Raw genomic sequence first — 21593 nt, 5'->3', positions numbered from 1 at the left:
GCCTTCGTCGTGTCGTCACCACGTGACGGACGGGAGGCGCGGGGCGGGGCCGCCACGGGCCTCCAGTCCGTCAGGCGGGTGCGTCTAGAGCGCGCGGTCCGCGCCGTTGTCGCGTCCCGAACCGCGACCGGTCTCGTCCACGAGGGAGAACAGGCTGAGGACGTTGCCGTCGGGATCGCGGACGTCGAACCAGTTCACGGCGCCGTCGACGCACTCGACCGGTCCGATGTCGATGCCGAGTGCGCCGATGCGGGCGTGCTGCGCCCCGACGTCGTCGACGCCGAACCGGACGCTCACCGGGTTCTCCTCAGCGGAGTCGTCCTCGTAGAGCTGGATCCAGATCCCGCCGACCTCGTACTCGGCGACACCGTCCTCGGGTTCGAGGTCTGGTTCGGTGCGCTCGAAGACGGCGCCGTACCAGAGGCAGGACGCCTCGATGTCGGTGACGGGCAGCCCCACGGTCACGCTCGTGATGTCCATGACTCATCATGGTCCCGGTCGGGCCTGCTCGTCGAGGGGCTTTCCGCGGCGTCTCGCTGCGCGACGGAACTGGCAGGCTGGAGGGATGGCGACCCTGCGCGAACGGATCACGGCCCCGGCACCCCTCTCGTTCCCCACGCCGATCAGCGGCTTGACGTTCCGGGCGGGCGGGCTCGACGACGTCGGCGCGATGCACGCCGTCGCGGTCGCGTCGGCCGCGGTGGACGACCCGCACGCTCGTCCCTCCACAGCCGACCTCGAACGGTCGTTGTCCACCGAGGGGCTGGACGTCACCAGGGACACCGTGGTGGGCGTCGATGCTGGAGGGCATGTGCAGGCCTACGGCATCGTCATCGACGTCCCCTCCCGCGTCACTGCTGCGCGCGCCGTGCTCGACGGCGCGGTCCACCCCGACCTGCGCGGGCAGGGGATCGGACGGCGGGTACTGGCCTGGCAGGTCGGCCGGGCCCGGCAGCGCCTGGCGACGCTCGACGTCGACCTGCCGGCGACGCTCGACGTCGGTGGGCGGCAGGGGTCCTCGGCGCTGCGGCTGGCGGCGCACCATGGCTTCGCGCCGGTGCGCACGTGGCTCGACATGCAGGTCGTGTTCGACGACCGCGCGTCGGACACCGACGCAGTGCCCGTCCTGGGGGACGGGCTCGTCCTGCGGCCCGTCACGGCGGACGACATCGAACCGCTCCGGACGGCCAAGAACGACGCCTTCCGCGACCACTGGGGTTCCCAGCCGATGGTCGCGTCGGACTGGCGGGGGTTCCTCACCTCGGACAAGAGCCGGCTGGACCTGTCGCGGGTCGTCGTCGGTGCCGACGGCTCGGTCGTGGCGTTCACGATCGTCGAGGTGGAGCCCGACGGGTTCGCTGCCCGGGGCCGTTCGTACGGGTACGTGCACTGGGTCGGCGTCGTCCGTGCAGCTCGGGGGACGGGGCTCGCCCCGATCGTCCTCGATGCCACGCTGCAGGCGATCCGCGCCGACGGGTTGTCCGCGGCGGTGCTGCACGTCGACGCCGAGAACCCGAGCGGAGCCGGGCGCATCTACGAGCGACTCGGGTTCGTCGCCGGCGAGGTCCACGTCACCGCGTCGACGTCGCTCTGACCGTCGCGTCGGGGGTCCTGGACCCCAGTTCTGGGTGCATCCGGACCCCCTCCGCCCCCTCCTTCTGGGACTGCGGCCGACGACTGTCGCAGAAGTAGCGTGGTCGAGCGCCACATCCCTGGTGGTGCGCAACCCGACCACGTCTCGCCGCGCGCGAGTCCAAGGAGGCACAGGACTCATGGCGACCCTGTCCGAGATCCTCATCCTGAACGGCGCCCTGCCGATCGAGCACCTCGACTCGATGACGGGCGACGAGGACCTGGACGAGCGCGCCATCCGCGGCCTGGTCGACCAGGGCGTCGTGAGCGAGGCGCAGTTCATCACCGCCCGCGCGGCGTCGAACAACTCCCGCACCGTCCCGTTGACCGACTACCCAGTCGACGGCACCGCGGTCTCGATCCTTCCCGCTGCGCTCTGCCGGCGCCACGGCGTCCTCGGCGTCGGGTTCGAGGGCGAGCTGCTCATCCTCGCGATGGTCAACCCGACCAACGTGCTCGCGATCGACGACGCCCGCGCTGCGTCCGGCCGACCGATCAAGCCGCTCCAGGTGGACGAGCGCGACCTGCTCACCGCGCTCGACCGCTACCTGCGTGCCGACGACGAGCTCAACGACCTGACCTCGTCGCTGGAAGAAGAAGCCTCGGTCAGCTCCTCGGCCCAGGTGGATCTGGCCGACGGTGCCCTCGACGACGTCCCGATCGTCCGCTTCGTGAACCTGCTCGTGTCGCAGGCGATCCAGGACCACGCCTCGGACATCCACATCGAGCCCGGTGAGCACGAGGTCCGGATCCGCTACCGCATCGACGGTGTGCTGCACGAGATGGCCCCGGCGCCGAAGAACATCCAGAACGGCGTCATCAGCCGCCTGAAGATCATGAGCGACATCGACATCGCCGAGCGTCGCAAGCCGCAGGACGGCCGCATGTCGGTCCGCCACGGTGGCCGCCAGATCGACCTCCGCGTGGCGACGCTGCCCACCGTGTGGGGCGAGAAGGTCGTCATGCGGATCCTCGACAACACGAACACGTCGCTGACCCTCAAGGACCTCAACCTCCTCGAGCAGAACTTCCAGGCGTACCAGCGGTCGTACTCGAAGCCGTACGGCATGATCCTGGTCACCGGGCCCACCGGCTCCGGCAAGTCCACGACGCTGTACACGACCCTGAACGCGGTCGCGAAGCCCGAGATCAACGTCATCACGGTCGAGGACCCGGTCGAGTACCGGATGGCCGGCATCAACCAGGTGCAGGTCAACCCGAAGGCCGGGCTGACCTTCGCCTCGGCGCTGCGCTCGATCCTGCGATCGGACCCCGACGTCGTCCTGCTCGGCGAGATCCGCGACCACGAGACCGCCCAGATCGCCATCGAGGCATCCCTCACCGGACACCTCGTGCTCTCCACCCTGCACACGAACGACGCCCCCTCCGCCGTGACCCGCCTGACCGAGATGGACATCGAGCCCTTCCTGGTCGGCTCCGCGTTGGACTCCGTCGTGGCCCAGCGTCTGGCGCGACGGCTGTGCGACCGGTGCAAGGCCCCCGCCGTGTACGAGGCCGAACAGCTCCGCACCCTCGGGTTCCTGCGCCCCGGCGACGAGGTCCCGGCGTTCTTCGCCCCCATCGGCTGCGCGGTCTGCTCGAACACCGGGTACCGCGGCCGCATCGCCCTGCACGAGGTCATGACCGTCACCGAGGAGATCGAGCGCCTCGCCGTCTCGCGCGCCTCGAGCGCCGAGATCAGCCGTGTCGCCCAGGCGCAGGGGATGCTCACGCTCCGCCAGGACGGCTTCGAGAAGGTCAAGCTCGGTCTCACGAGCGTCGACGAGATCCTGCGCGTGGTCGCGTAGTCACGAGAGAGCGCAGCAGATGACCGACTCCGTGTACGACATCACGATCCCCGGCGACGAACCCGTCGCCGGCTGGCACCCGGGCAACCCCGGCACCGAGGTGGGCTCCCGCCGTGCAGCGCGTCTGGCTGCCGCCGCAGCGTCGGCCCCTCCGGAGCAGGTGTACGACCTCGGCGACGACACCGCCGGATGGCCGGCACCGTCAGGGTCGCCCGTCGCCGTGCCCGTCGCGCAGCCGCTCGCCGCTCCGGCGACGCCGCCCGCCGGCGTGCCGTCGTCGATCGCGACCTACGGCTACGCCGAGGCGCCGACGCAGCAGCTCCCCACGGCGCCTGCGGCCCCGGCACCGGCCGCCACGATCGGCGGCGACATCGAGTTCTCCCGCCACGCGCGCGAGGTCGCCGACCCCGACCTGATCACCGCGCTCGCCCAGGTCGTGTACCAGGGCGCGTCCGACCTGCACGTCACCGCCGACGCACCGCCCACCGTCCGCGTCGACGGCTCGCTCCGTCCCGCGGTGCCCGGCGGCGCGTGGTCGCGCGGCAAGGTGATCGCTGCACTCAAGACCATGCTGTCGGCCGAACAGGCCGGTCAGTTCGACCAAGAGCAGGAACTCGACTTCGCCTACTCGCTGTCGCCGGAGTACCGCTTCCGCGTGAACTTCTACCAGCAGCGTGGCAACTGGGGTGCCGCCTTCCGCATCATCCCCACCAAGATCAAGACGCTCAAGCAGCTCGGCATCCCCGAGCACGTCGGCGACTTCGCCGGCCTGCCTCGCGGACTCGTCCTGGTCACCGGCCCGACCGGCTCCGGCAAGTCCACGACCCTCGCCGCCCTGATCGACCTGGTGAACGAGAGCCGGGCCGACCACATCGTGACGGTCGAGGACCCGATCGAGTTCATGCACGAGCACAAGAAGGCGATCATCAACCAGCGCGAGGTCGGTGCCGACACGCACTCCTTCGCCGCCGCGCTGAAGCACGTGCTGCGTCAGGACCCCGACGTCATCCTGATCGGGGAGCTCCGCGACCTCGAGACCATCTCGGTCGCGCTCACCGCGGCCGAGACCGGTCACCTGGTGTTCGCCACCCTGCACACGCAGAGCGCCCCCGGCACGATCGACCGTGTCATCGACGTCTTCCCGCCACACCAGCAGGGCCAGATCCGCACGCAGCTCGCGGCGACCCTGCAGGGCGTCGTCTGCCAGACCCTGGTGCCGAAGGCCAACGGTGTCGGCCGGGTCGTCGCCACCGAGATCATGACGATCACCCCCGCCATCGGCAACCTGATCCGCGAGGGCAAGACCTACCAGATCACGTCCGCCATGCAGGCCGGCCGTGACCTGGGCATGCACACCATGGACCAGGACCTCGCCGAACTGGTCAACGTCGGCACGATCTCGCGCAAGGCCGCGATGGACAAGGTGCACGACGAAGAGGGCTTCGACCGGCTGGTGCAGCGCGTCGAGTCCCCATCCGACTCCTCGGCAGCCGCGATCGCCGCCAGCGGGATCGACTTCGGCGACAAGTTCTCCGGAGGCTACTGATGTCCCTCGCATTCGACTACCGCGGGCGCGACGGTGCCGGCAAGCTCGTCAAGGGCCGTCTCGACGCCTCGTCCGAAGGAGCGGTCGTCCAGCGGCTCCGGGGCATGGGTGTCTCGCCGATCGCGATCACGGAGTCCAAGGCCGGCACCGGCCTGCAGACCGAGATCAAGATCCCCGGGTTCGAGAAGGGCGTCGGGCTCAAGGACCTCGCGATCATGTCGCGGCAGGCCTCGACGATGCTCACCTCGGGCCTCTCGCTGCTGCGCGCGCTGTCGATCCTCGCCGACCAGACCGAGAACAAGAAGCTCAAGGACATCCTCGGCAAGGTCCGCGACGACGTCGAGCGCGGCGTCTCGTTCTCCGACGCGGTGGCGAAGTTCCCGGTCGACTTCCCGCCGATCATGATCAACATGATCCGCGCGGGCGAGACCGGTGGGTTCCTCGACCAGGCCATGGACTCCATCGCCACGAACTTCGAGAAGGAGCACAAGCTCCGGACGACGATCAAGTCGGCGATGACTTACCCGGTGGTCGTGCTCGTGATGTCGCTCCTCGCCGTCGCGATCATGCTCATCTTCATCGTGCCGATCTTCCAGGACATGTTCTCGTCGCTCGGCGGCAAGCTCCCACTGCCGACGATGATGCTCGTGTACCTGTCCCACGCCATGCGGTACATCGCGATCCCGCTCGCGATCGCCATCGCGGCCTTCTGGTTCTGGTGGCGTGCGAACAAGAACACCGACCGGGTCCGCGCCTTCGTTGACCCCATCACCCTGAGGCTGCCGGTGTTCGGACCGCTGCAGAAGAAGATCGTCATCGCACGGTTCTCCCGGAACTTCTCGAACATGATCGGCGCCGGCGTGCCCATCCTGCAGGCATTGCGCATTGTCGGCGAGGTCTCGAACAACTTCGTCGTGAAACGCGCGCTCGACAATGTCGCAGAAGCCGTGCGAAAAGGCGAATCAATTGCTGAGCCATTGTCCAAGGAAGCAGTCTTCCCGGCGATGGTGACGCAGATGGTCGCTGTCGGTGAAGACGCCGGATCGCTCGAGATCATGCTCGAGAAGATCGCGGTGTTCTACGACGCCGAGGTCGAGGCGACCACTGATGCCCTGACATCGCTGATCGAGCCGCTGCTGATCGCGTTCCTGGGTGTCGTCGTGGGTGGCATGATCATCGCGCTCTACATGCCGATCTTCCAGATCACCAACGTCGTCCAGAACGCCTCCTAGTCATTCCACCCCCAGTGCGGGGGAGGTGCGCAATTGCCGCATCCCCCGCACTGGGGGTGTTTTGCGCCCTGGTTGCCCCCCGTTCTCGGGATTACCCGGTGGATTCGCCGCCAATACGCTGATGTGCGGCGGCCGAGCAAGCCCCGAAATTCAATTCATCCTCATTCCCGCAGAATGGAACAATCATGTACTTCGCTCTCATGGGCAAGCTCGACGCTCGCCGCAAGGGTCTCCTCAAGGACGACGAGAAGGGCTTCACCCTCATCGAGCTCCTGGTCGTCGTCATCATCATCGGCATCCTCGCCGCGATCGCCATCCCGGTCTACATCAGCGTGCAGAACAACGCGAAGAACTCCGCTGTGAAGTCCGACATCTCCAACGCGAAGACCGCGGTCGTCACTGTGATGACGAACGGAGCGACGAGCACCCTCCCGGCATCTCTGACCGCGGATCAACTCACGTCGGGCGACTACAAGGCCGCGGGGAGCACCTCTGGCGTTGACACGACCCTGACCTACACGGTGACCACCGACAAGAGCGCGTTCTGCATCCAGGGGAAGAGCACTTCCACCGGGAAGACCTTCGGCGCCACCGACGCGTCGGGCGTTGCTGAGGGTACGTGCAGCGCAGGCGTCTTCACGAAGGCCTCCTCGTAACCAGTCCCGGATGGGCTGTGGTCCCCGGATCGCAGCCCTTCTGGGCGTCTCGGCAACCGACACGAGGAAAGGAACGCCATGATCTCGCGCATCGCCGATCGACTGCGTTCCGCCCGTGGCAACGAGGACGGCTTCACGATCATCGAGGTGATGGTCGCGATGACCATCTTCGCCGTCATCGCCGCCGGGATCGCCGCCGGCATCACTGCGTCGCTCGTCCTCTCGAAGGACACCCGCGCTCGCGAGGTCGCGTCGACGGTCGCGATGGAGGACATCGACAGCCTCCGCGACCTCCCCAGCATCTTCGACATCAAGAGCGGCACCGCGACGCCGACGGTCGGCAACCAGACGTTCGCGTTGACGCGGGAGGTCTCCTGGACGCGTTCCTCCGGCAGCGCGACCGCATGCGGAACCGGTGACGGCTCGCTGTCGTACAAGGCCGTCACCGTCACGGTCAGTTGGAAGACGAGCGCGTCGTCGTCTGGTTCGCAGCAGGTGACGATGTCCAGCGCGATCGCCCCGCTCACGAACATCAACTCGGACACCACGGGCTCGATCCTCATCGGCGTGGCGAACGCGAACGGCGTCGGGGTCTCGGGAATCGTCCCGACGATCACCGGTCCGGACGGCGTCACCGTCCCCGCGACGGACGCCGAAGGGTGCACCTACGTCTCCGGTGTCGCACCCGGCACCTACACGGTGAAGGTCGCCCGGACCGGGTACGTCGACACGAACCAGCAGGCCAGCCCGTCATCGCAGACGGTCACCGTCGCTGCTGGCGCATCCGGAGCGGCTGCGTTCAGCTTCGACGCGGCGGCGAAGTACACCTTCGGGTACACGACCACACCATCGGTCGGTGCGGTCCTCCCCACGAACATGCCGACCACGCTCATCAACCCGGCCTCGGGGACGACACAACTGACGAACACGGCTGGGTCCGCATCATTGTTCCCCTTCGGGGTCGGCTACCGGGCGGTTGCCGGCACCTACGTCGTGGATGCGTCGGGCTCCGCGTCCTCGACGACATGCATCGCCCCCGAGCCGGGATCCTGGACGACCCCCAACGCGAAGGGCAAGGTCGGAACGCCGTCCGAACCTGCGAACAACACGTCGACCGTCGCAGTGCAGATGGGCGCGGTCAAACTCTCCAAGCTCACCGCTGGCCAGTACCTGACCGCGAAGACCACAACGCCAGTGAACGGTGACCCGGGGTGCGCCGTGGGCATGACCCTGCAGTTCCCCGTGCTGAAGGCGGACACCGCGACGATTGCGCTGCCGTGGGGCACGTGGAGGCTCTACTCGGGGTCGTCGGCCGGTTCCACGACCAACGCCCTGACGCTCAAGACGGAGAACGCCGCCATGGTCACCAACGGGGTCGTCACCGGTGGCGCCGTCATGGTCGACCCGCGGCCGGCCGGCTGATGCGCGCGCTGCTCCGCCGTCTCCACCGCGACCAACGCGGGATCACCCTCGTCGAACTCCTCGTTGCGATGCTCATCACGTCGCTGCTCCTCACGCTGGTCGGCAGCTTCTTCGTGTCGATGCTCAAGGCGCAGCGGACCGTCTCCTCAGTGAACGAGAGCACTCGCCAAGGAACGACCTCGATGACGCAGGTGAGTCGCTACCTGCGCGAAGCATCGCGGTGGCAGGTCACGAAGACGACGAACCGAGCGGCGTTCGAGAGCGCCTCGGCGACGAGCATGCAGTTCTACTCCGGCGTCGATCTCTCGACGTCTCGAGCCGGACTCACCAAGGTCACCATCGACGTGCAGGGCACCAAGCTCCGCATGCAGCTGCAGCGTGGAGACTGTCCTGCGAGCGGGTACTGCACGTTCACCGGCACGACGAAGACCGTCGTCCTGGCCGACGTCGTCCGGACGAGCGGCGCCAACAGCGCCCTGTTCGGCTACGTCAACGCGTCGGGGGACACGATCAGCCCGACGTCCGCCACCCTCGACTCCATCCGGTCCGTCGACGTCAACCTCAAGGTGGCATCCGCATCGGGCACGACGGCGAACGACACCACGTTCCAAGCCACCATCAACCTGCGCAACCTCGACTACGGCGCAGCGACGGAGTCATGATGCTCATCCGACTGGTCCGCGCCCTGCGCGAACGCGACGACGAACGCGGTGTCGCTCTGGCGGCGGTCATCGGCCTCGGCGCGGTACTCATGATCGTGCTGTCGCTCGTCGTCGCCACCGCGACGAGCGGTGCGACGAAGGCGTCGAACGACGACGACTACAACAAGGCCATGGCCGCGGCGTACGCAGGCCTCTCCGACTACCAGGGCCGCCTCGCCGCGGACAACTCCTACGTCAACTACGGCGTTCGCACCGCATTCTCGAGTACGAGTACCTACTCTCTCGACAGCACCAACAAGGCGTTCGGGACCGCACTGGGCGGGACCTGGGCCCCGGTCGTCGGCAGCACCGACCAGTTCTTCCGGTACGAGGTCGACAACTCCGACTACGCGAACACCGGCAAGGTGCGACTGCGGGTCACCGGCAAGGCGGACACCGCGACCCGCACGCTCGTCGTCGACCTGCGCGGCGACGGGTTCGTCAACTACCTCTACTTCACCAACTACGAGTCGCAGGACCCGAGCCTCACGGGCGAGACCGTCACCGGCGGATCGGCGCGGTGCACGTCAGCGCACCGCAACGACAGCAACTGGAACCAGACCACCAGCTGCAACGCCGTCCAGTTCGCCTCCGGAGACACACTCGACGGCCCGGTGCGGACGAACGACGTGATCACCGCCTGCGGCGCGACCTTCAACTCGACCGTGCAGGACACGGGCGCCGCCGGCTTCTTCTACACCAGCAAGGAAACGGCGATCAGCTCGGCCTGCAAGACCTCGACGAAGTTCAACGGCGGCCCGATCACGACCGCGGGCACGCTGCCGATGCCGAGCACGAACGCGAACATGAAGCAAGAGGCCCGGACCGACATCCCGGACAAGGTCGCGAAGCCCGGGTGCGTCTACACCGGACCGACCTCGATCACCTTCCTGGCCGGGGGCAAGATGCGAGTCGTCTCGCCGTGGACGAAGAAGACCCAGCTGACCGGGGCGACGAACGGCACGATCACCGGGGGCAGCACCAATGACGCGCTGTGCGGATCCGTGTCGGCGCTCGGGGGTTCGGGTGCGGTGATCCCGACCCTGCCGGCGAACCTCGTCTACGTGCAGACGGTTCCGAGCGTCAGCGGCGATCCGAACTACTGGGCCGCCAACACGACGCCGAGCGGGACGGTCAACGGAACCGTGACCGCGGGGGCACCGGTGTACTGCCAGCAGAACGTCAAGAGCGGAAGCGGGAGCAACGCGACGACGACCTCCGACTACGGCAACGGACTCGGGTACCCGAAGAACAACGAGTTCACCGGGAGTCTCGGTGACTCCGGGTACTACGGGTGCCGAAACGGCGACGTCTTCGTGTCCGGTTCGTTCGGCGGGCAGATGACCCTCGCGGCCGAGAACTTCGTGTACGTGACCGGCAGCATCGTCTACCAGAACGGCCGGAGCTCGGACGACATGCTCGGCATCGTCGGGCAGAAGGCCGTCTCGATCTACAACCCCATCTCGTGCTCCTCGGGAACCAGCAGCGCCTGCTCCACGTCGAACGGATCGTCCGCGAACCTGGCGGCGACCACCAACATCGAGGTCGACGCCGCGATCGCGAGCAACCTCGGGACCTTCAACGTCCAGAACGGCGCGTTCGGCGCGAACCTCGGCACCCTCACGATCTACGGTTCCATCGCGCAGCAGTTCCGCGGATCGGTGCGTACCTCGTACTCGGGCGGCAGTAGCTGGTCCACGGGCTACGCGAAGGCCTACTCCTACGACCGACGACTGAAGACCTCCGCCCCGCCCAAGTTCCTGCAGCCCGTCTCGACCACCTACGGCGTGACCACGGAGACCGAGTCCGCCACGGCATACCGCGCCGACGGCACCCCGACGGGCAAGTGACCATGACCGCGCTGTCGTCCGTCGCACCGTTCGTCACCGTCCTCGTCGGGCTGCTCGGACTGGCGATCGGCTCCTTCCTGAACGTGGTCGTGTACCGCGTCCCTGCGGGCATGTCCGTCGTTGCGCCGGCGAGCGCGTGCCCGGGCTGCGGACACGAGATCCGATCACGCGACAACGTGCCGGTGCTGTCGTGGCTCCTCCTGCGCGCTCGGTGCCGAGACTGCGGTGTGCCGATCTCGGCCCGGTACCCGCTCGTGGAAACCGCCACGGGCCTCCTGTTCGTCGCGGTGACGATCTTCTCGGCGCTCGCGCCGTGGTCGCCGCTTGCCGACCTCGACGGCACCCGGGGTGTCGTCCACGGCGTGTTGCTGCTCGCAGCGTTCCTCTACCTGATGGCGACCAGCGTCTCGCTGGCACTGATCGACCTCGACACGCACACGCTGCCGAACCGCATCGTGCTGCCGGCCTACATCGTGCTGCCGCTGCTCCTGCTCGCTGCGTCGGCGGTCTCCGGTGACTGGGCTGCTGCGCTCCGGGGCCTCATCGGTCTCGTCGTCCTCGGGTTCGCCTACCTCGCGCTCGCGGTCGCGGTGCCCGGCGGGATGGGGCTCGGCGACGTGAAGCTCGCCGGCGTCCTCGGCTTCGTGCTCGCGTACCTCGGATGGGGACCCCTCGCAGTGGGTTCTTTCGGGGCGTTCCTGCTCGGCGGTACCTTCGCAATCGTCCTCCTGGTCGTACGCCGGGCGGGCCGCCGGAGCGGGATCCCGTTCGGCCCCTGGATGCTCGCGGGCGCCTGGCTCGGCATCGCCGTCGGTGCGCCGGTCTGGGACCTGTACCTGGGTGTGCTCGGGCTCGCCTGACGTCGGACCCACGACGCCGCACCGCACCATCAGACCGACCCGAAGACGGTCACGGAAGGACCAGCAATGCCGAAGAGCATCGTCGGAGTCGACATCGGCGCCGCAGCGATCCGCGCGGTCGAGGTGCAGGACGCCGATCGGCCGAAGCCGACCATCGTGCGGTTCGCCGAGGTCCCGGTCCCCGAGGGCGCCACGCGTCAGGGTGAGGTGGTCGAGCCCAACACCGTCGCCGGTGCACTCCGCCAGCTCTGGTCGATCGGACGCTTCCGGTCCAAGGACGTCGTGCTCGGCATGGGCAACCAGCGTGTGCTGTCGCGGGACCTGACCGTGCCACGTGCCCCGATCGCGCAGATCCGTGAGTCCCTGCCGTTCCAGGTGCAGGACATGCTCCCGGTGCCGGTCGGCGACGCCATCCTCGACTTCTACCCGACGGGTGAGGGCTTCGGGGAGAACGGCCCCACCGTCACCGGCCTGCTCGTCGCCGCCGTGAAGGACGCGGTCCTCGCGAACGTGCGCGCCGTCCAGAACGCTGGCCTCAACCCGGTCGGCGTGGACCTCATCCCGTTCGCGCTCGCGCGGGTGCTCGCTCCGACGAGCAGGCGGGGAACGGTGGCCATCGTCGAGTGCGGTGGCAACACGACGACCGTGGTGGTCGTCACCGACGGGGTTCCGAAGTTCGTCCGCATCATCCCGACGGGTGGCGACGACATCACGCGGATGCTCGCTGGACGGATGTCCATCAACGAGAACGCTGCCGAGGCCGTGAAACGACACCTCGGCATGGACCCGCTCACCGCGCAGACGGGCGACGACGCGCTCGCCGTCGCTGCAGTCCGCGAGACGGTGGGCGAGATGCTCGCGAGTCTGCGGAACACGATCAACTACTTCGCGAACACCCACCCGGAGGAGCCCGTCGCGGAGATCCTGCTCAGCGGTGCGGGAGCGGCCCTTCCCGGATTCGCGGTCGCGTTGTCGGAGTTCACCCGGACGCCGGTCCGGTTCGGTGCCCCCTTCGCCAACGCGGCCGTCGCGAAGTCGGTCCGGACTGAGGACCTGCACGCGCACGGCGCGTCCATCGCGGTCGCCTGGGGACTCGCGGCCGGAGGGAAGGCAGCATGAGCCAGACGACCAAGTCGATGCTGCCCACGGTTGCTCGTCGACGCGGCAACGCGGACAGCGCCGCCGCCCGGGTGGCGGTGGACAGTGCCGAGCGTGTCAGGCGGCAGAGTCGGGGCAACGCGAACGAGATCGTGATCGGCAGACGTCCCAGTGCGGACCTGCTGCCCACCGAGGTGCTCGCCGATCGCCGAGCGCGCAGGGTGGTCCGCCGCATGTGGGCCGGTGTCGTCCTGGTCGCCGTCCTCGTCGGCATCGCGATCGGCGGCGCCGATCTCCTCAGCACGCAGTCGCACGACGACCTCGTGGACGCGCAGAACCAGACGCTCTCCCTCCTGCGACAGCAGGCGCAGTTCAAGGAGGTCCGCGAGACCGAGACCGGGACGGTGCTGCGCGAGGCCGCACGGTCCGTCGGCGGCTCCACCGAGATCGCCTGGCAGCCCTACCTGACGTCGCTGAAGTCCTCACTGCCGGCCGGGGTCGCGATCACCGGTGTCGCCATCGATTCTGCGACGCCGCTCGAGGCGTATGCCCAGGCGGACACTCCCTTGCAGGGGCAGCGCGTCGCGACCCTGACGATCGACGCCCAGAGCCCGACCCTGCCGTCGGTGCCGGAGTGGCTCGACGCCGTCAAGGGGCTGACCGGCTTCGTCGACGCGACCGCGAACTCGGTCACCCTCGACGAGACGACCGGCACCTACACGGTGAACATGACGATCCACGTCGACGATGCCGCCTACGACGGCAAGTACCAGGACAAGGGCGAGTGAGATGACCCGCAACCGACTCAACATGCTGATCGCCGTGGTGGCGATGGTCGTCGTGGCGCTCGCCGGGTTCTTCCTCGGTGTGCAGCCGCAACTCGCTCAGGCCGCGAACGACCGGGTCGAGCAGACCTCGGTGGACGCGACGAACCGCACGACGGCGGCGGAGTTGGCCCGGCTCAAGGACCGCGCAAAGTCCCTGCCGGCGCTCAAGGCCGAGCTCGCGAAGCTCACGGCCTCGGTGCCGTCGGGGGCGAACATGTCGTCCTTCTACGGAGCGGTCGACGGGGTCGCCGCCACCTCCGGCGTCAAGGTCTCCGCGATCACGACGTCGGACGCGGTCGCCTACACCGCACCCGTCTCGGCCGGTACCGCCACGGACGCTGACGCAGCCCCGACCGACGAGGCGACGGAAGGGGCGACGGCTGAACCCACCGCCGCGGCCACCACGCCGCTCACCGACCCGGCGATCTCGGGCGAGAACTTCTCCGCCATCCCGGTCTCCGTGTCGGTCGACGGGTCCTTCGACCAAGCCCTCGCGTTCGTCGGTGGACTCCAGGACGGAGCCCGTCTCTTCCTCGTCAACACCGTCTCGTCGTCGGCCACGCAGGACTCCACCGACCAGGCCGCAGCCGCCTCGACGACGTGGACCTTCGGCGGGTACGTGTACGTCCTGACGACCGAGGCGAGCGCCTCGGCCAAGGGCTGATCCGACCCCCTCCCACTGGGGTGTGACGCGCCACGCCGACCCCTCTTCCGCGACACCCGTCGGTGTGCGTACGATGCTCACGACGCCGTGATCGCGGCTGCTCATCCCCCTCTCGAACGGTCGGCTCGAACCGGCCGTTCCCGTCGTGCCCGGAGTCGCGCGTGTTGGTCGGAATCGTGGAATTCCTTGGTTGGTTCGGCGCTGTAACCGTGCTGGCTGGTTACATTCTCTTCTCCACGGGGAAGCTCCCGAACGGGCCGGTCTACCAGTTCTTCAACCTCGTCGGCGGGCTGGCCGTCGCCGTCAACGTGGCCGCGCACCACGCGGTGCCGTCCACCATCGTCAACGGCATCTGGGCGATCGTCGCCGTGGTCGTCCTGGTGAAGATGGGACGCGCCCGTCGCGCGGCGAAGCGCGGCGAGCCGGCGGCCTCCGAGGCGACCGTGCTGCACGCCGAGCCGGCGTCGACCACCGGCGTCCTGCCGATCATCGGCCCGGCCCTGCGCGACCACGAACCGGAGGAGCCCTCCGAGGCGGACGCAGCCCCGGGCCTCCAGGCAGCGCCGACCACGAGCACGACGCAGGTCGCTCCGATGACCGAGACCGTCCCGATCATCACCGCGACGATCGCACTGGCCCTGGTCGCCGCAGCGCAGGGGCACGTGGAGCGTGCAGACAGCGCGGAGAGCGCAGGCTCCCCTGAAGGCGCCGACCACGCGGAGCGGACCGAAGCCACCCGCTGACGGTCCCGTCGGCGATACGATCACCTCATGTCCCGGTGGTTGATCGCGACGATGACGTCCGTCCTCTTCATCGCGCTCGTCGTCGCCGTCGCGGGGTTCGAAGCGCTCCTCGCTGACGTCGAGGCGATCGCGCAGCCGGACGCGACCCCGTACCTCGGCCCGGCCATGGTGATCGGCGCCGCAGTGGTGGTGTTCCTCGCGACCGCGGTCGGCGCGCGAGAGGGCAACCCCGGTGTCACCGGCCTGGTCGCCGCCGCGACCGCCTACCTGGTGATGCTCGGCGTCGGCGCCGTCGGGTACGCGGCGATCCGCCGCGACGTGACCGAGCTCCTCGTCTTCCCGGCCGGCTACGCACTCGGGCCGTTCGTGGTCGGGTCCGTCGTGGTGGCGCTCCTGTCGGTGATCGGCGGGATCTCCATGGCCCGGCACCAGGCCCGGACGACGGGCTCGACACCCACGGCAGGGCAGCGGCAGGAGCCGACCGTCGCGGGTGACGACACCGTCGGGCGGTAGTCTGCCCGGGCACGACGCACACGCAACGGGGGAACGATGAGCGACCAGCACACGCCGGATCCGGACCAGCAGGACGGTTGGGGAGCCGTGCCGTCGTTGGCGTCGATCCGCGGGACGCAAGAGACGCCAGCGACCGCGCAGAACGCGCAGGCCGGGTCGACGGCGCAGGTCGGGACGACCGCGCACGGCGCGCAGTACGCTCCGACCGCGTCGCGCGCTCCGCGCCGGAAGCTCCGCCGCGGCCAGGTCGTCGGGATCATCGCGGGCATCGCGGCGTTGTCGCTGCTCCTGGTCGGCGGCATCGCCGGGTCGCTGATCGGATCGGCCACCCACTCGGCCGACCGCCCCGTGCGGGCGTTCCTCGACGACCTGACCGCGGGGAAGGTCACCGACGCCCTCGACGCAGCGGGCATCGACCGGACGAAGTCGGACGTGCTCCTCACCGACGCCGCGTACGCGAAGGCGACCGCGAAGGTCACCGGTTACCGGGTGGCCGCGACGCGCACGGACGGCGACACCGCCACCGTCCGCGCCTACCTGCGCCAGGCCGGCCGTGACGTCGCGGCGACCTTCACGCTCGACAAGACCGGCACCGACTGGGGCGTGTTCCCGGTGTGGGAGCTGCAGGCGCCGGAGCTCGGCAGCGTCGACGTCAGCGTCCGGGGTCCGGCCGGCGCCTCGGTGCAGGTCGCGGGCACGTCGACGAAGACCCCGAAGGACGGCACCGTCGGTCTCCGCGCCCTCCCCGGCACCTACGCGGTCACGTACGACGGCGGCAAGTGGACGAAGGCCACGGGTGGCAGCGCCGTCGTGGGCGGGTTCGGTGGCAGCACCTCGACGCCCGTGCAGATGACCGCGACGCTCACGAACGCGGGCGACCAGGCGGCGAAGCGGGCCGTGGACGCCTGGGTGGACGGCTGCATCGCCTCGAACGACGCCGCACCGGCCGGGTGCAGCTTCTACGCGTACGGCGAGAACCCCGCGTACACCTACACGAACGAGAAGTGGACGCTCGAGTCGCGGCCGACCGTCGCCGTCGGCAGCTGGACCACGAACGGCTGGCTCGTCTCCACCACCACCTTCGGCCGGGCCACCTTCACGGCGGACATCGCCGGCGCGGGCGGTACCGGGACGGCCACGGCCGGACCGCTCAACGTCAACGCGAGCGGGTACATCACGGGGTTCTCGAGCTCGGGCGCGACGTTCCGGTCGGCGGTCGGCAACGGGTCCTCGGACACCGGCTCATGACGGTGTCCGGCGTGGTGCCGGCCCGGATTGATTTCGTCCCGTTACGCGGGTAGTCTCTTCTGGGTGTGCGCCCTCGGGCGCGCCCGAAAAGTCCGGCGAGCGAGATCGCCCAGTCGGACCACTCCGTCCCCCCGCAGGTTCCTCCGCCGTCAGGCGGTCATCAGCGTGGGACGAGGAAGCCGGCGGATCGCGCCGGCCAGAGAGCACGAGCGAAGAACCAGGAGAACAGTTGCCTACTATTCAGCAGCTGGTTCGCAAGGGTCGTACGCCGAAGGTCACCAAGACCAAGGCGCCCGCCCTGAAGGCGAACCCCCAGCAGCGTGGTGTGTGCACCCGCGTCTACACCACCACCCCGAAGAAGCCGAACTCCGCACTGCGCAAGGTCGCTCGTGTGAAGCTCTCGAACGGCACCGAGGTCACGGCGTACATCCCCGGTGAGGGCCACAACCTCCAGGAGCACTCGATGGTGCTCGTCCGTGGCGGTCGTGTGAAGGACCTCCCCGGTGTGCGGTACAAGATCATCCGTGGCGCCCTGGACACCCAGGCCGTGAAGAACCGTAAGCAGGCTCGTAGCCGCTACGGCGCGAAGAAGGGTTGAGTTAGATGCCTCGTAAGGGTCCCGCCCCCAAGCGTCCCGTCGTCGCCGACCCGGTCTACGGTGCGCCGATCGTCAGCCAGCTCGTCAACAAGATCCTGCTCGACGGCAAGAAGGGCCTCGCCGAGCGCATCGTCTACGGTGCACTCGAGGGCGTCACTGCCAAGAACCAGCAGGATGCTGTCGTCACGCTCAAGAAGGCGCTCGACAACGTCCGTCCGACCCTCGAGGTCCGCAGCCGCCGCGTCGGTGGCTCGACCTACCAGGTCCCGGTCGAGGTCAAGCCGCACCGCGCGAACACCCTCGCGCTCCGCTGGCTGACCTCGTACGCCAAGGCCCGTCGCGAGAAGACGATGACCGAGCGTCTCATGAACGAGATCCTCGACGCGTCGAACGGTCTCGGTGCCGCGGTCAAGCGCCGCGAGGACACGCACAAGATGGCCGAGTCGAACAAGGCCTTCGCCCACTACCGCTGGTAGTCCCGGCACCGTCCGGGCACCGGTGGTCAAGAACCCCGGCGCCCGGACGGCCGCCAACCTCTCCTACAACTCTTCCGGAGGAACCCTGTGGCACAGGACGTGCTCACCGACCTGAACAAGGTCCGCAACATCGGCATCATGGCGCACATCGATGCCGGCAAGACCACGACGACCGAGCGCATCCTGTTCTACACGGGCATCACGCACAAGATCGGTGAGGTCCACGACGGCGCTGCCACGATGGACTGGATGGCGCAGGAGCAGGAGCGCGGCATCACGATCACGTCGGCCGCGACGACCTGCTTCTGGGACAACAACCAGATCAACATCATCGACACCCCCGGTCACGTGGACTTCACGGTCGAGGTGGAGCGTTCGCTCCGCGTCCTCGACGGTGCGGTCGCCGTCTTCGACGGCAAGGAGGGCGTCGAGCCCCAGTCCGAGACCGTGTGGCGTCAGGCTGACAAGTACAACGTCCCGCGCATCTGCTTCGTCAACAAGATGGACAAGCTCGGCGCGGACTTCTACTACACCGTCGACACGATCATCAACCGCCTCGGTGCGGAGCCCCTCGTGCTCCAGCTGCCGATCGGTTCGGAGAGCTCGTTCGAAGGCGTCGTCGACCTCGTCCAGATGCGTGCACTCACCTGGCGCGGCGACGCCAAGGGTGACGTCGCGATGGGTGCGAAGTACGAGATCGAAGAGATCCCGGCCGACCTGCAGGACCGCGCCGCCGAGTACCGCGAGAAGCTCATCGAGCGCGTGGCCGAGGCGGACGACGTCCTCATGGAGCGTTACCTCGAGGGCGACACCGACTTCTCGGTCGACGAGATCAAGGCCGCGATCCGCGCCCTCACCGTGAGCAGCACGCTCTACCCGGTGCTGTGCGGTTCCGCGTTCAAGAACCGCGGTGTCCAGCCGATGCTCGACGCCGTCATCGACTACCTCCCGTCCCCGCTCGACGTGCCGCCGATGATCGGCCACGACGTCAAGGACGAGGAGAAGGAGATCATCCGCAAGCCCGACGCGTCGGAGCCGTTCTCGGCTCTCGCGTTCAAGGTCGCGGTGCACCCCTTCTTCGGTCGCCTCACCTACGTCCGCGTGTACTCCGGCTCGATCGAGTCCGGCGCACAGGTCATCAACTCGACCAAGGGCAAGAAGGAGCGCATCGGGAAGATCTTCCAGATGCACTCCAACAAGGAGAACCCGGTCGCCAACGTGACCGCTGGCCACATCTACGCGGTCATCGGCCTCAAGGACACCACCACCGGTGACACCCTGTGCGACCCGACCAACCAGGTCGTCCTCGAGTCGATGACGTTCCCGGAGCCGGTCATCGAGGTCGCGATCGAGCCGAACACGAAGGCTGACCAGGAGAAGCTCTCCACGGCCATCCAGAAGCTCGCCGAAGAGGACCCGACGTTCCGCGTCGAGCTCAACGCCGAGACCGGTCAGACGACGATCAAGGGCATGGGCGAGCTCCACCTCGACATCCTCGTCGACCGCATGAAGCGCGAGTTCCACGTCGAGGCGAGCGTCGGCAAGCCCCAGGTGGCCTACCGCGAGACGCTCACCAAGATCGTCGAGCGCTACGACTACACCCACAAGAAGCAGACCGGTGGTTCCGGTCAGTTCGCGAAGGTGCAGATCGCGCTCGAGCCGATGGAGGTCACGAGCGAGAAGGTCTACGAGTTCGTCAACGCGACCTCCGGTGGCCGTGTCCCGCGCGAGTACATCCCCTCGGTCGACGCCGGTATCCAGGACGCCATGCAGGTCGGCATCCTCGCGGGCTACCCGACCGTCGGCGTGAAGGCCATCCTCAAGGACGGCGCGGCGCACGACGTCGACTCGTCCGAGATGGCGTTCAAGATCGCCGGTTCCATCGCCTACAAGGAAGCGGCCCGCAAGGCCGGTCCCGCGATCCTCGAGCCGATCATGGCCGTCGAGGTCCGTACTCCTGAGGAGTACATGGGCGACGTCATCGGTGACCTGAACTCCCGTCGTGGCCAGATCGCCTCGATGGAGGACGCCTCGGGCGTCAAGGTGGTCCGCGCGAGCGTGCCGCTGTCCGAGATGTTCGGCTACGTCGGCGACCTGCGGTCGAAGACCTCTGGTCGTGCGGTCTACTCGATGACCTTCGAGACCTACAGCCAGGTCCCGGCCAAGGTCGCCGAGGAGATCATCGCGAAGAACGCGGGGGAGTAGCGCTCAGCGCTTCTCCACAGGCGGGGGTGCCCGGCGACGGGCCCCTCGCCACCAAGTAAAGTACAGACACACACCGCGCATCAACGGTCGCGAGCCCATCCAGGGCCGGCCGGGGATGACGCTTCCGAGTCCTGAGGAGGACCCACAGTGGCCAAGGCCAAGTTCGAGCGCACCAAGCCGCACGTCAACATCGGAACCATCGGTCACGTCGACCACGGCAAGACCACGCTCACGGCGGCGATCACCAAGGTTCTGCACGACCAGTACCCGGACCTCAACGAGGCCCGTGACTTCGCGCAGATCGACAACGCTCCCGAGGAGCGCCAGCGCGGCATCACGATCAACATCTCGCACGTCGAGTACCAGACCGAGAAGCGTCACTACGCGCACGTCGACGCCCCCGGTCACGCCGACTACGTGAAGAACATGATCACGGGTGCGGCGCAGATGGACGGCGCGATCCTCGTGGTCGCCGCCACCGACGGCCCGATGCCCCAGACGCGTGAGCACGTGCTGCTCGCCCGCCAGGTCGGCGTCCCCTACATCGTCGTCGCGCTGAACAAGTCCGACATGGTGGACGACGAGGAGATCCTGGAGCTCGTCGAGCTCGAGGTCCGCGAGCTCCTCGGCTCGCAGCAGTTCGACGAGGACGCCCCCGTCGTGCAGGTCTCGGCGCTCAAGGCGCTCGAGGGCGACGAGAAGTGGGTCAAGTCGGTCCAGGAGCTCATGGCCCAGGTCGACGAGCACGTGCCGGACCCGGTGCGCGCCACCGACCAGCCCTTCCTGATGCCGATCGAGGACGTCTTCACGATCACCGGTCGTGGAACGGTCGTCACCGGTCGTGTCGAGCGTGGAACGCTCAACCTGAACGCCGAGGTCGAGATCGTCGGCATCCGCGCGACGCAGAAGACCACGGTCACGGGCATCGAGATGTTCCGCAAGCTGCTCGACCAGGCGGTCGCCGGTGACAACACCGGTCTGCTCATCCGTGGCCTCAAGCGCGAGGACGTGGAGCGCGGCCAGGTCGTCGTGAAGCCGGGTTCGGTCACGCCGCACACCGAGTTCCAGGCGAACTCCTACATCCTGACCAAGGAAGAGGGCGGGCGTCACAACCCGTTCTACGCGAACTACCGTCCGCAGTTCTACTTCCGCACCACGGACGTCACCGGCGTCATCACGCTGCCCGAGGGCACCGAGATGGTCATGCCCGGTGACACCGTCGCCATGACCGTCGAGCTGATCCAGCCGATCGCCATGGAAGAGGGCCTCCGTTTCGCCATCCGTGAGGGTGGTCGTACGGTCGGCGCCGGTACGGTCGAGAAGATCCTCAAGTAACTCCGGTTACCTGCCGCAGCGGGGTCGAGCCTTCGGGCTCGGCCCCGCTGTGTCGTTGCCCCGGTCGACGTGGCAGCGCTCGGAGCCACTGTCGGCCGCTCACGGCCCTGGCGGGCGGCGGACGGGAGGCCCGGGGTACGCCCGCCACGACGGCGTCCGTCCGCCCCGTACGGCGTCCC

20 protein-coding genes are annotated in these 21593 nt (G+C 68.3%); 19 read left to right on the top strand and 1 reads right to left on the bottom strand.

Annotation, left to right across the window (positions count from 1 at the left end; genetic code table 11):
• Positions 1–84: 84 nt before the first annotated feature.
• Positions 85–480: a VOC family protein gene (locus EDF51_RS07315; RefSeq protein WP_111083488.1), complete on the bottom strand. Its 396-nt coding sequence runs from the start codon at positions 478–480 to the stop codon at positions 85–87.
• Between the two features lie 85 nt (positions 481–565).
• Here EDF51_RS07315 and EDF51_RS07310 point away from each other — a divergent pair, with 85 nt between their 5' ends.
• The 19 genes from EDF51_RS07310 (at position 566) to tuf (ending at position 21414) form a co-directional block, all read left to right on the top strand.
• The gene (locus EDF51_RS07310) at positions 566–1594 is read left to right on the top strand and encodes a GNAT family N-acetyltransferase (RefSeq protein WP_133937353.1); all 1029 of its coding nucleotides are present in this window, start codon (positions 566–568) and stop codon (positions 1592–1594) included.
• A 178-nt stretch (positions 1595–1772) separates the two neighbouring features.
• Positions 1773–3440, top strand: a complete 1668-nt coding sequence (locus EDF51_RS07305; RefSeq protein ID WP_111083486.1) for an ATPase, T2SS/T4P/T4SS family — start codon at positions 1773–1775, stop codon at positions 3438–3440.
• A gap of 19 nt (positions 3441–3459) precedes the next feature.
• Positions 3460–4986, top strand: coding sequence for a type IV pilus twitching motility protein PilT (locus tag EDF51_RS07300; RefSeq protein WP_133937352.1), 1527 nt, complete (start codon positions 3460–3462; stop codon positions 4984–4986).
• Positions 4986–6218 (top strand): type II secretion system F family protein, encoded by a 1233-nt coding sequence (locus tag EDF51_RS07295; protein ID WP_132099139.1) that lies wholly within the window; start codon positions 4986–4988, stop codon positions 6216–6218. The genes EDF51_RS07300 and EDF51_RS07295 overlap by 1 nt, the downstream gene beginning before the upstream one ends.
• A gap of 185 nt (positions 6219–6403) precedes the next feature.
• A complete protein-coding gene (locus tag EDF51_RS20420) occupies positions 6404–6874 on the top strand; it encodes a prepilin-type N-terminal cleavage/methylation domain-containing protein (RefSeq protein ID WP_279388033.1) in 471 nt (156 codons plus the stop codon).
• 78 nt (positions 6875–6952) lie between these two features.
• The gene (locus EDF51_RS07285) at positions 6953–8296 is read left to right on the top strand and encodes a prepilin-type N-terminal cleavage/methylation domain-containing protein (protein WP_132099138.1); all 1344 of its coding nucleotides are present in this window, start codon (positions 6953–6955) and stop codon (positions 8294–8296) included.
• Positions 8296–8958, top strand: coding sequence for a prepilin-type N-terminal cleavage/methylation domain-containing protein (locus EDF51_RS07280; protein WP_132099137.1), 663 nt, complete (start codon positions 8296–8298; stop codon positions 8956–8958). Before EDF51_RS07285 ends, EDF51_RS07280 begins: the two co-directional genes overlap by 1 nt.
• Positions 8955–10847, top strand: a complete 1893-nt coding sequence (locus EDF51_RS07275) for a hypothetical protein (RefSeq protein WP_133937350.1) — start codon at positions 8955–8957, stop codon at positions 10845–10847. The genes EDF51_RS07280 and EDF51_RS07275 overlap by 4 nt, the downstream gene beginning before the upstream one ends.
• A 2-nt stretch (positions 10848–10849) precedes the next feature.
• The gene (locus EDF51_RS07270) at positions 10850–11707 is read left to right on the top strand and encodes an A24 family peptidase (RefSeq protein ID WP_166673192.1); all 858 of its coding nucleotides are present in this window, start codon (positions 10850–10852) and stop codon (positions 11705–11707) included.
• A 66-nt stretch (positions 11708–11773) separates the two neighbouring features.
• Positions 11774–12826, top strand: a complete 1053-nt coding sequence (pilM, locus tag EDF51_RS07265) for a type IV pilus assembly protein PilM (protein ID WP_132099134.1) — start codon at positions 11774–11776, stop codon at positions 12824–12826.
• Positions 12823–13593 carry a hypothetical protein gene (locus EDF51_RS07260; RefSeq protein ID WP_132099133.1) on the top strand — a complete coding sequence of 257 codons (771 nt, stop codon included), beginning with the start codon at positions 12823–12825 and terminating at the stop codon, positions 13591–13593. The genes pilM and EDF51_RS07260 overlap by 4 nt, the downstream gene beginning before the upstream one ends.
• Before the next feature lies 1 nt (position 13594).
• Positions 13595–14296: a hypothetical protein gene (locus EDF51_RS07255; RefSeq protein WP_132099132.1), complete on the top strand. Its 702-nt coding sequence runs from the start codon at positions 13595–13597 to the stop codon at positions 14294–14296.
• Positions 14297–14505: 209 nt separating this feature from the next.
• Positions 14506–15039 carry a hypothetical protein gene (locus EDF51_RS07250; RefSeq protein WP_166673193.1) on the top strand — a complete coding sequence of 178 codons (534 nt, stop codon included), beginning with the start codon at positions 14506–14508 and terminating at the stop codon, positions 15037–15039.
• 27 nt (positions 15040–15066) lie between these two features.
• The gene (locus tag EDF51_RS07245) at positions 15067–15552 is read left to right on the top strand and encodes a DUF6121 family protein (protein WP_133937342.1); all 486 of its coding nucleotides are present in this window, start codon (positions 15067–15069) and stop codon (positions 15550–15552) included.
• Between the two features lie 36 nt (positions 15553–15588).
• A complete protein-coding gene (locus EDF51_RS07240; protein WP_133937340.1) occupies positions 15589–16800 on the top strand; it encodes a hypothetical protein in 1212 nt (403 codons plus the stop codon).
• A 229-nt stretch (positions 16801–17029) separates the two neighbouring features.
• The gene (rpsL, locus tag EDF51_RS07235) at positions 17030–17398 is read left to right on the top strand and encodes a 30S ribosomal protein S12 (RefSeq protein WP_017885540.1); all 369 of its coding nucleotides are present in this window, start codon (positions 17030–17032) and stop codon (positions 17396–17398) included.
• 5 nt (positions 17399–17403) lie between these two features.
• Positions 17404–17874, top strand: coding sequence for a 30S ribosomal protein S7 (gene rpsG / locus EDF51_RS07230; protein WP_055950927.1), 471 nt, complete (start codon positions 17404–17406; stop codon positions 17872–17874).
• An 87-nt stretch (positions 17875–17961) separates the two neighbouring features.
• A complete protein-coding gene (gene fusA / locus EDF51_RS07225) occupies positions 17962–20079 on the top strand; it encodes an elongation factor G (protein ID WP_111083473.1) in 2118 nt (705 codons plus the stop codon).
• A gap of 147 nt (positions 20080–20226) precedes the next feature.
• Entirely contained in the window at positions 20227–21414 is a 1188-nt protein-coding gene (tuf, locus tag EDF51_RS07220; protein WP_123293136.1) for an elongation factor Tu, read from the top strand.
• Positions 21415–21593 lie beyond the last annotated feature (179 nt).

The organism is Curtobacterium sp. PhB25 (assembly GCF_004365375.1).
In the GTDB taxonomy this organism is placed as follows: domain Bacteria; phylum Actinomycetota; class Actinomycetes; order Actinomycetales; family Microbacteriaceae; genus Curtobacterium.
Note: the sequence above shows the minus strand (reverse complement) of the source record. Positions and strands in the feature narration are given on the sequence as shown.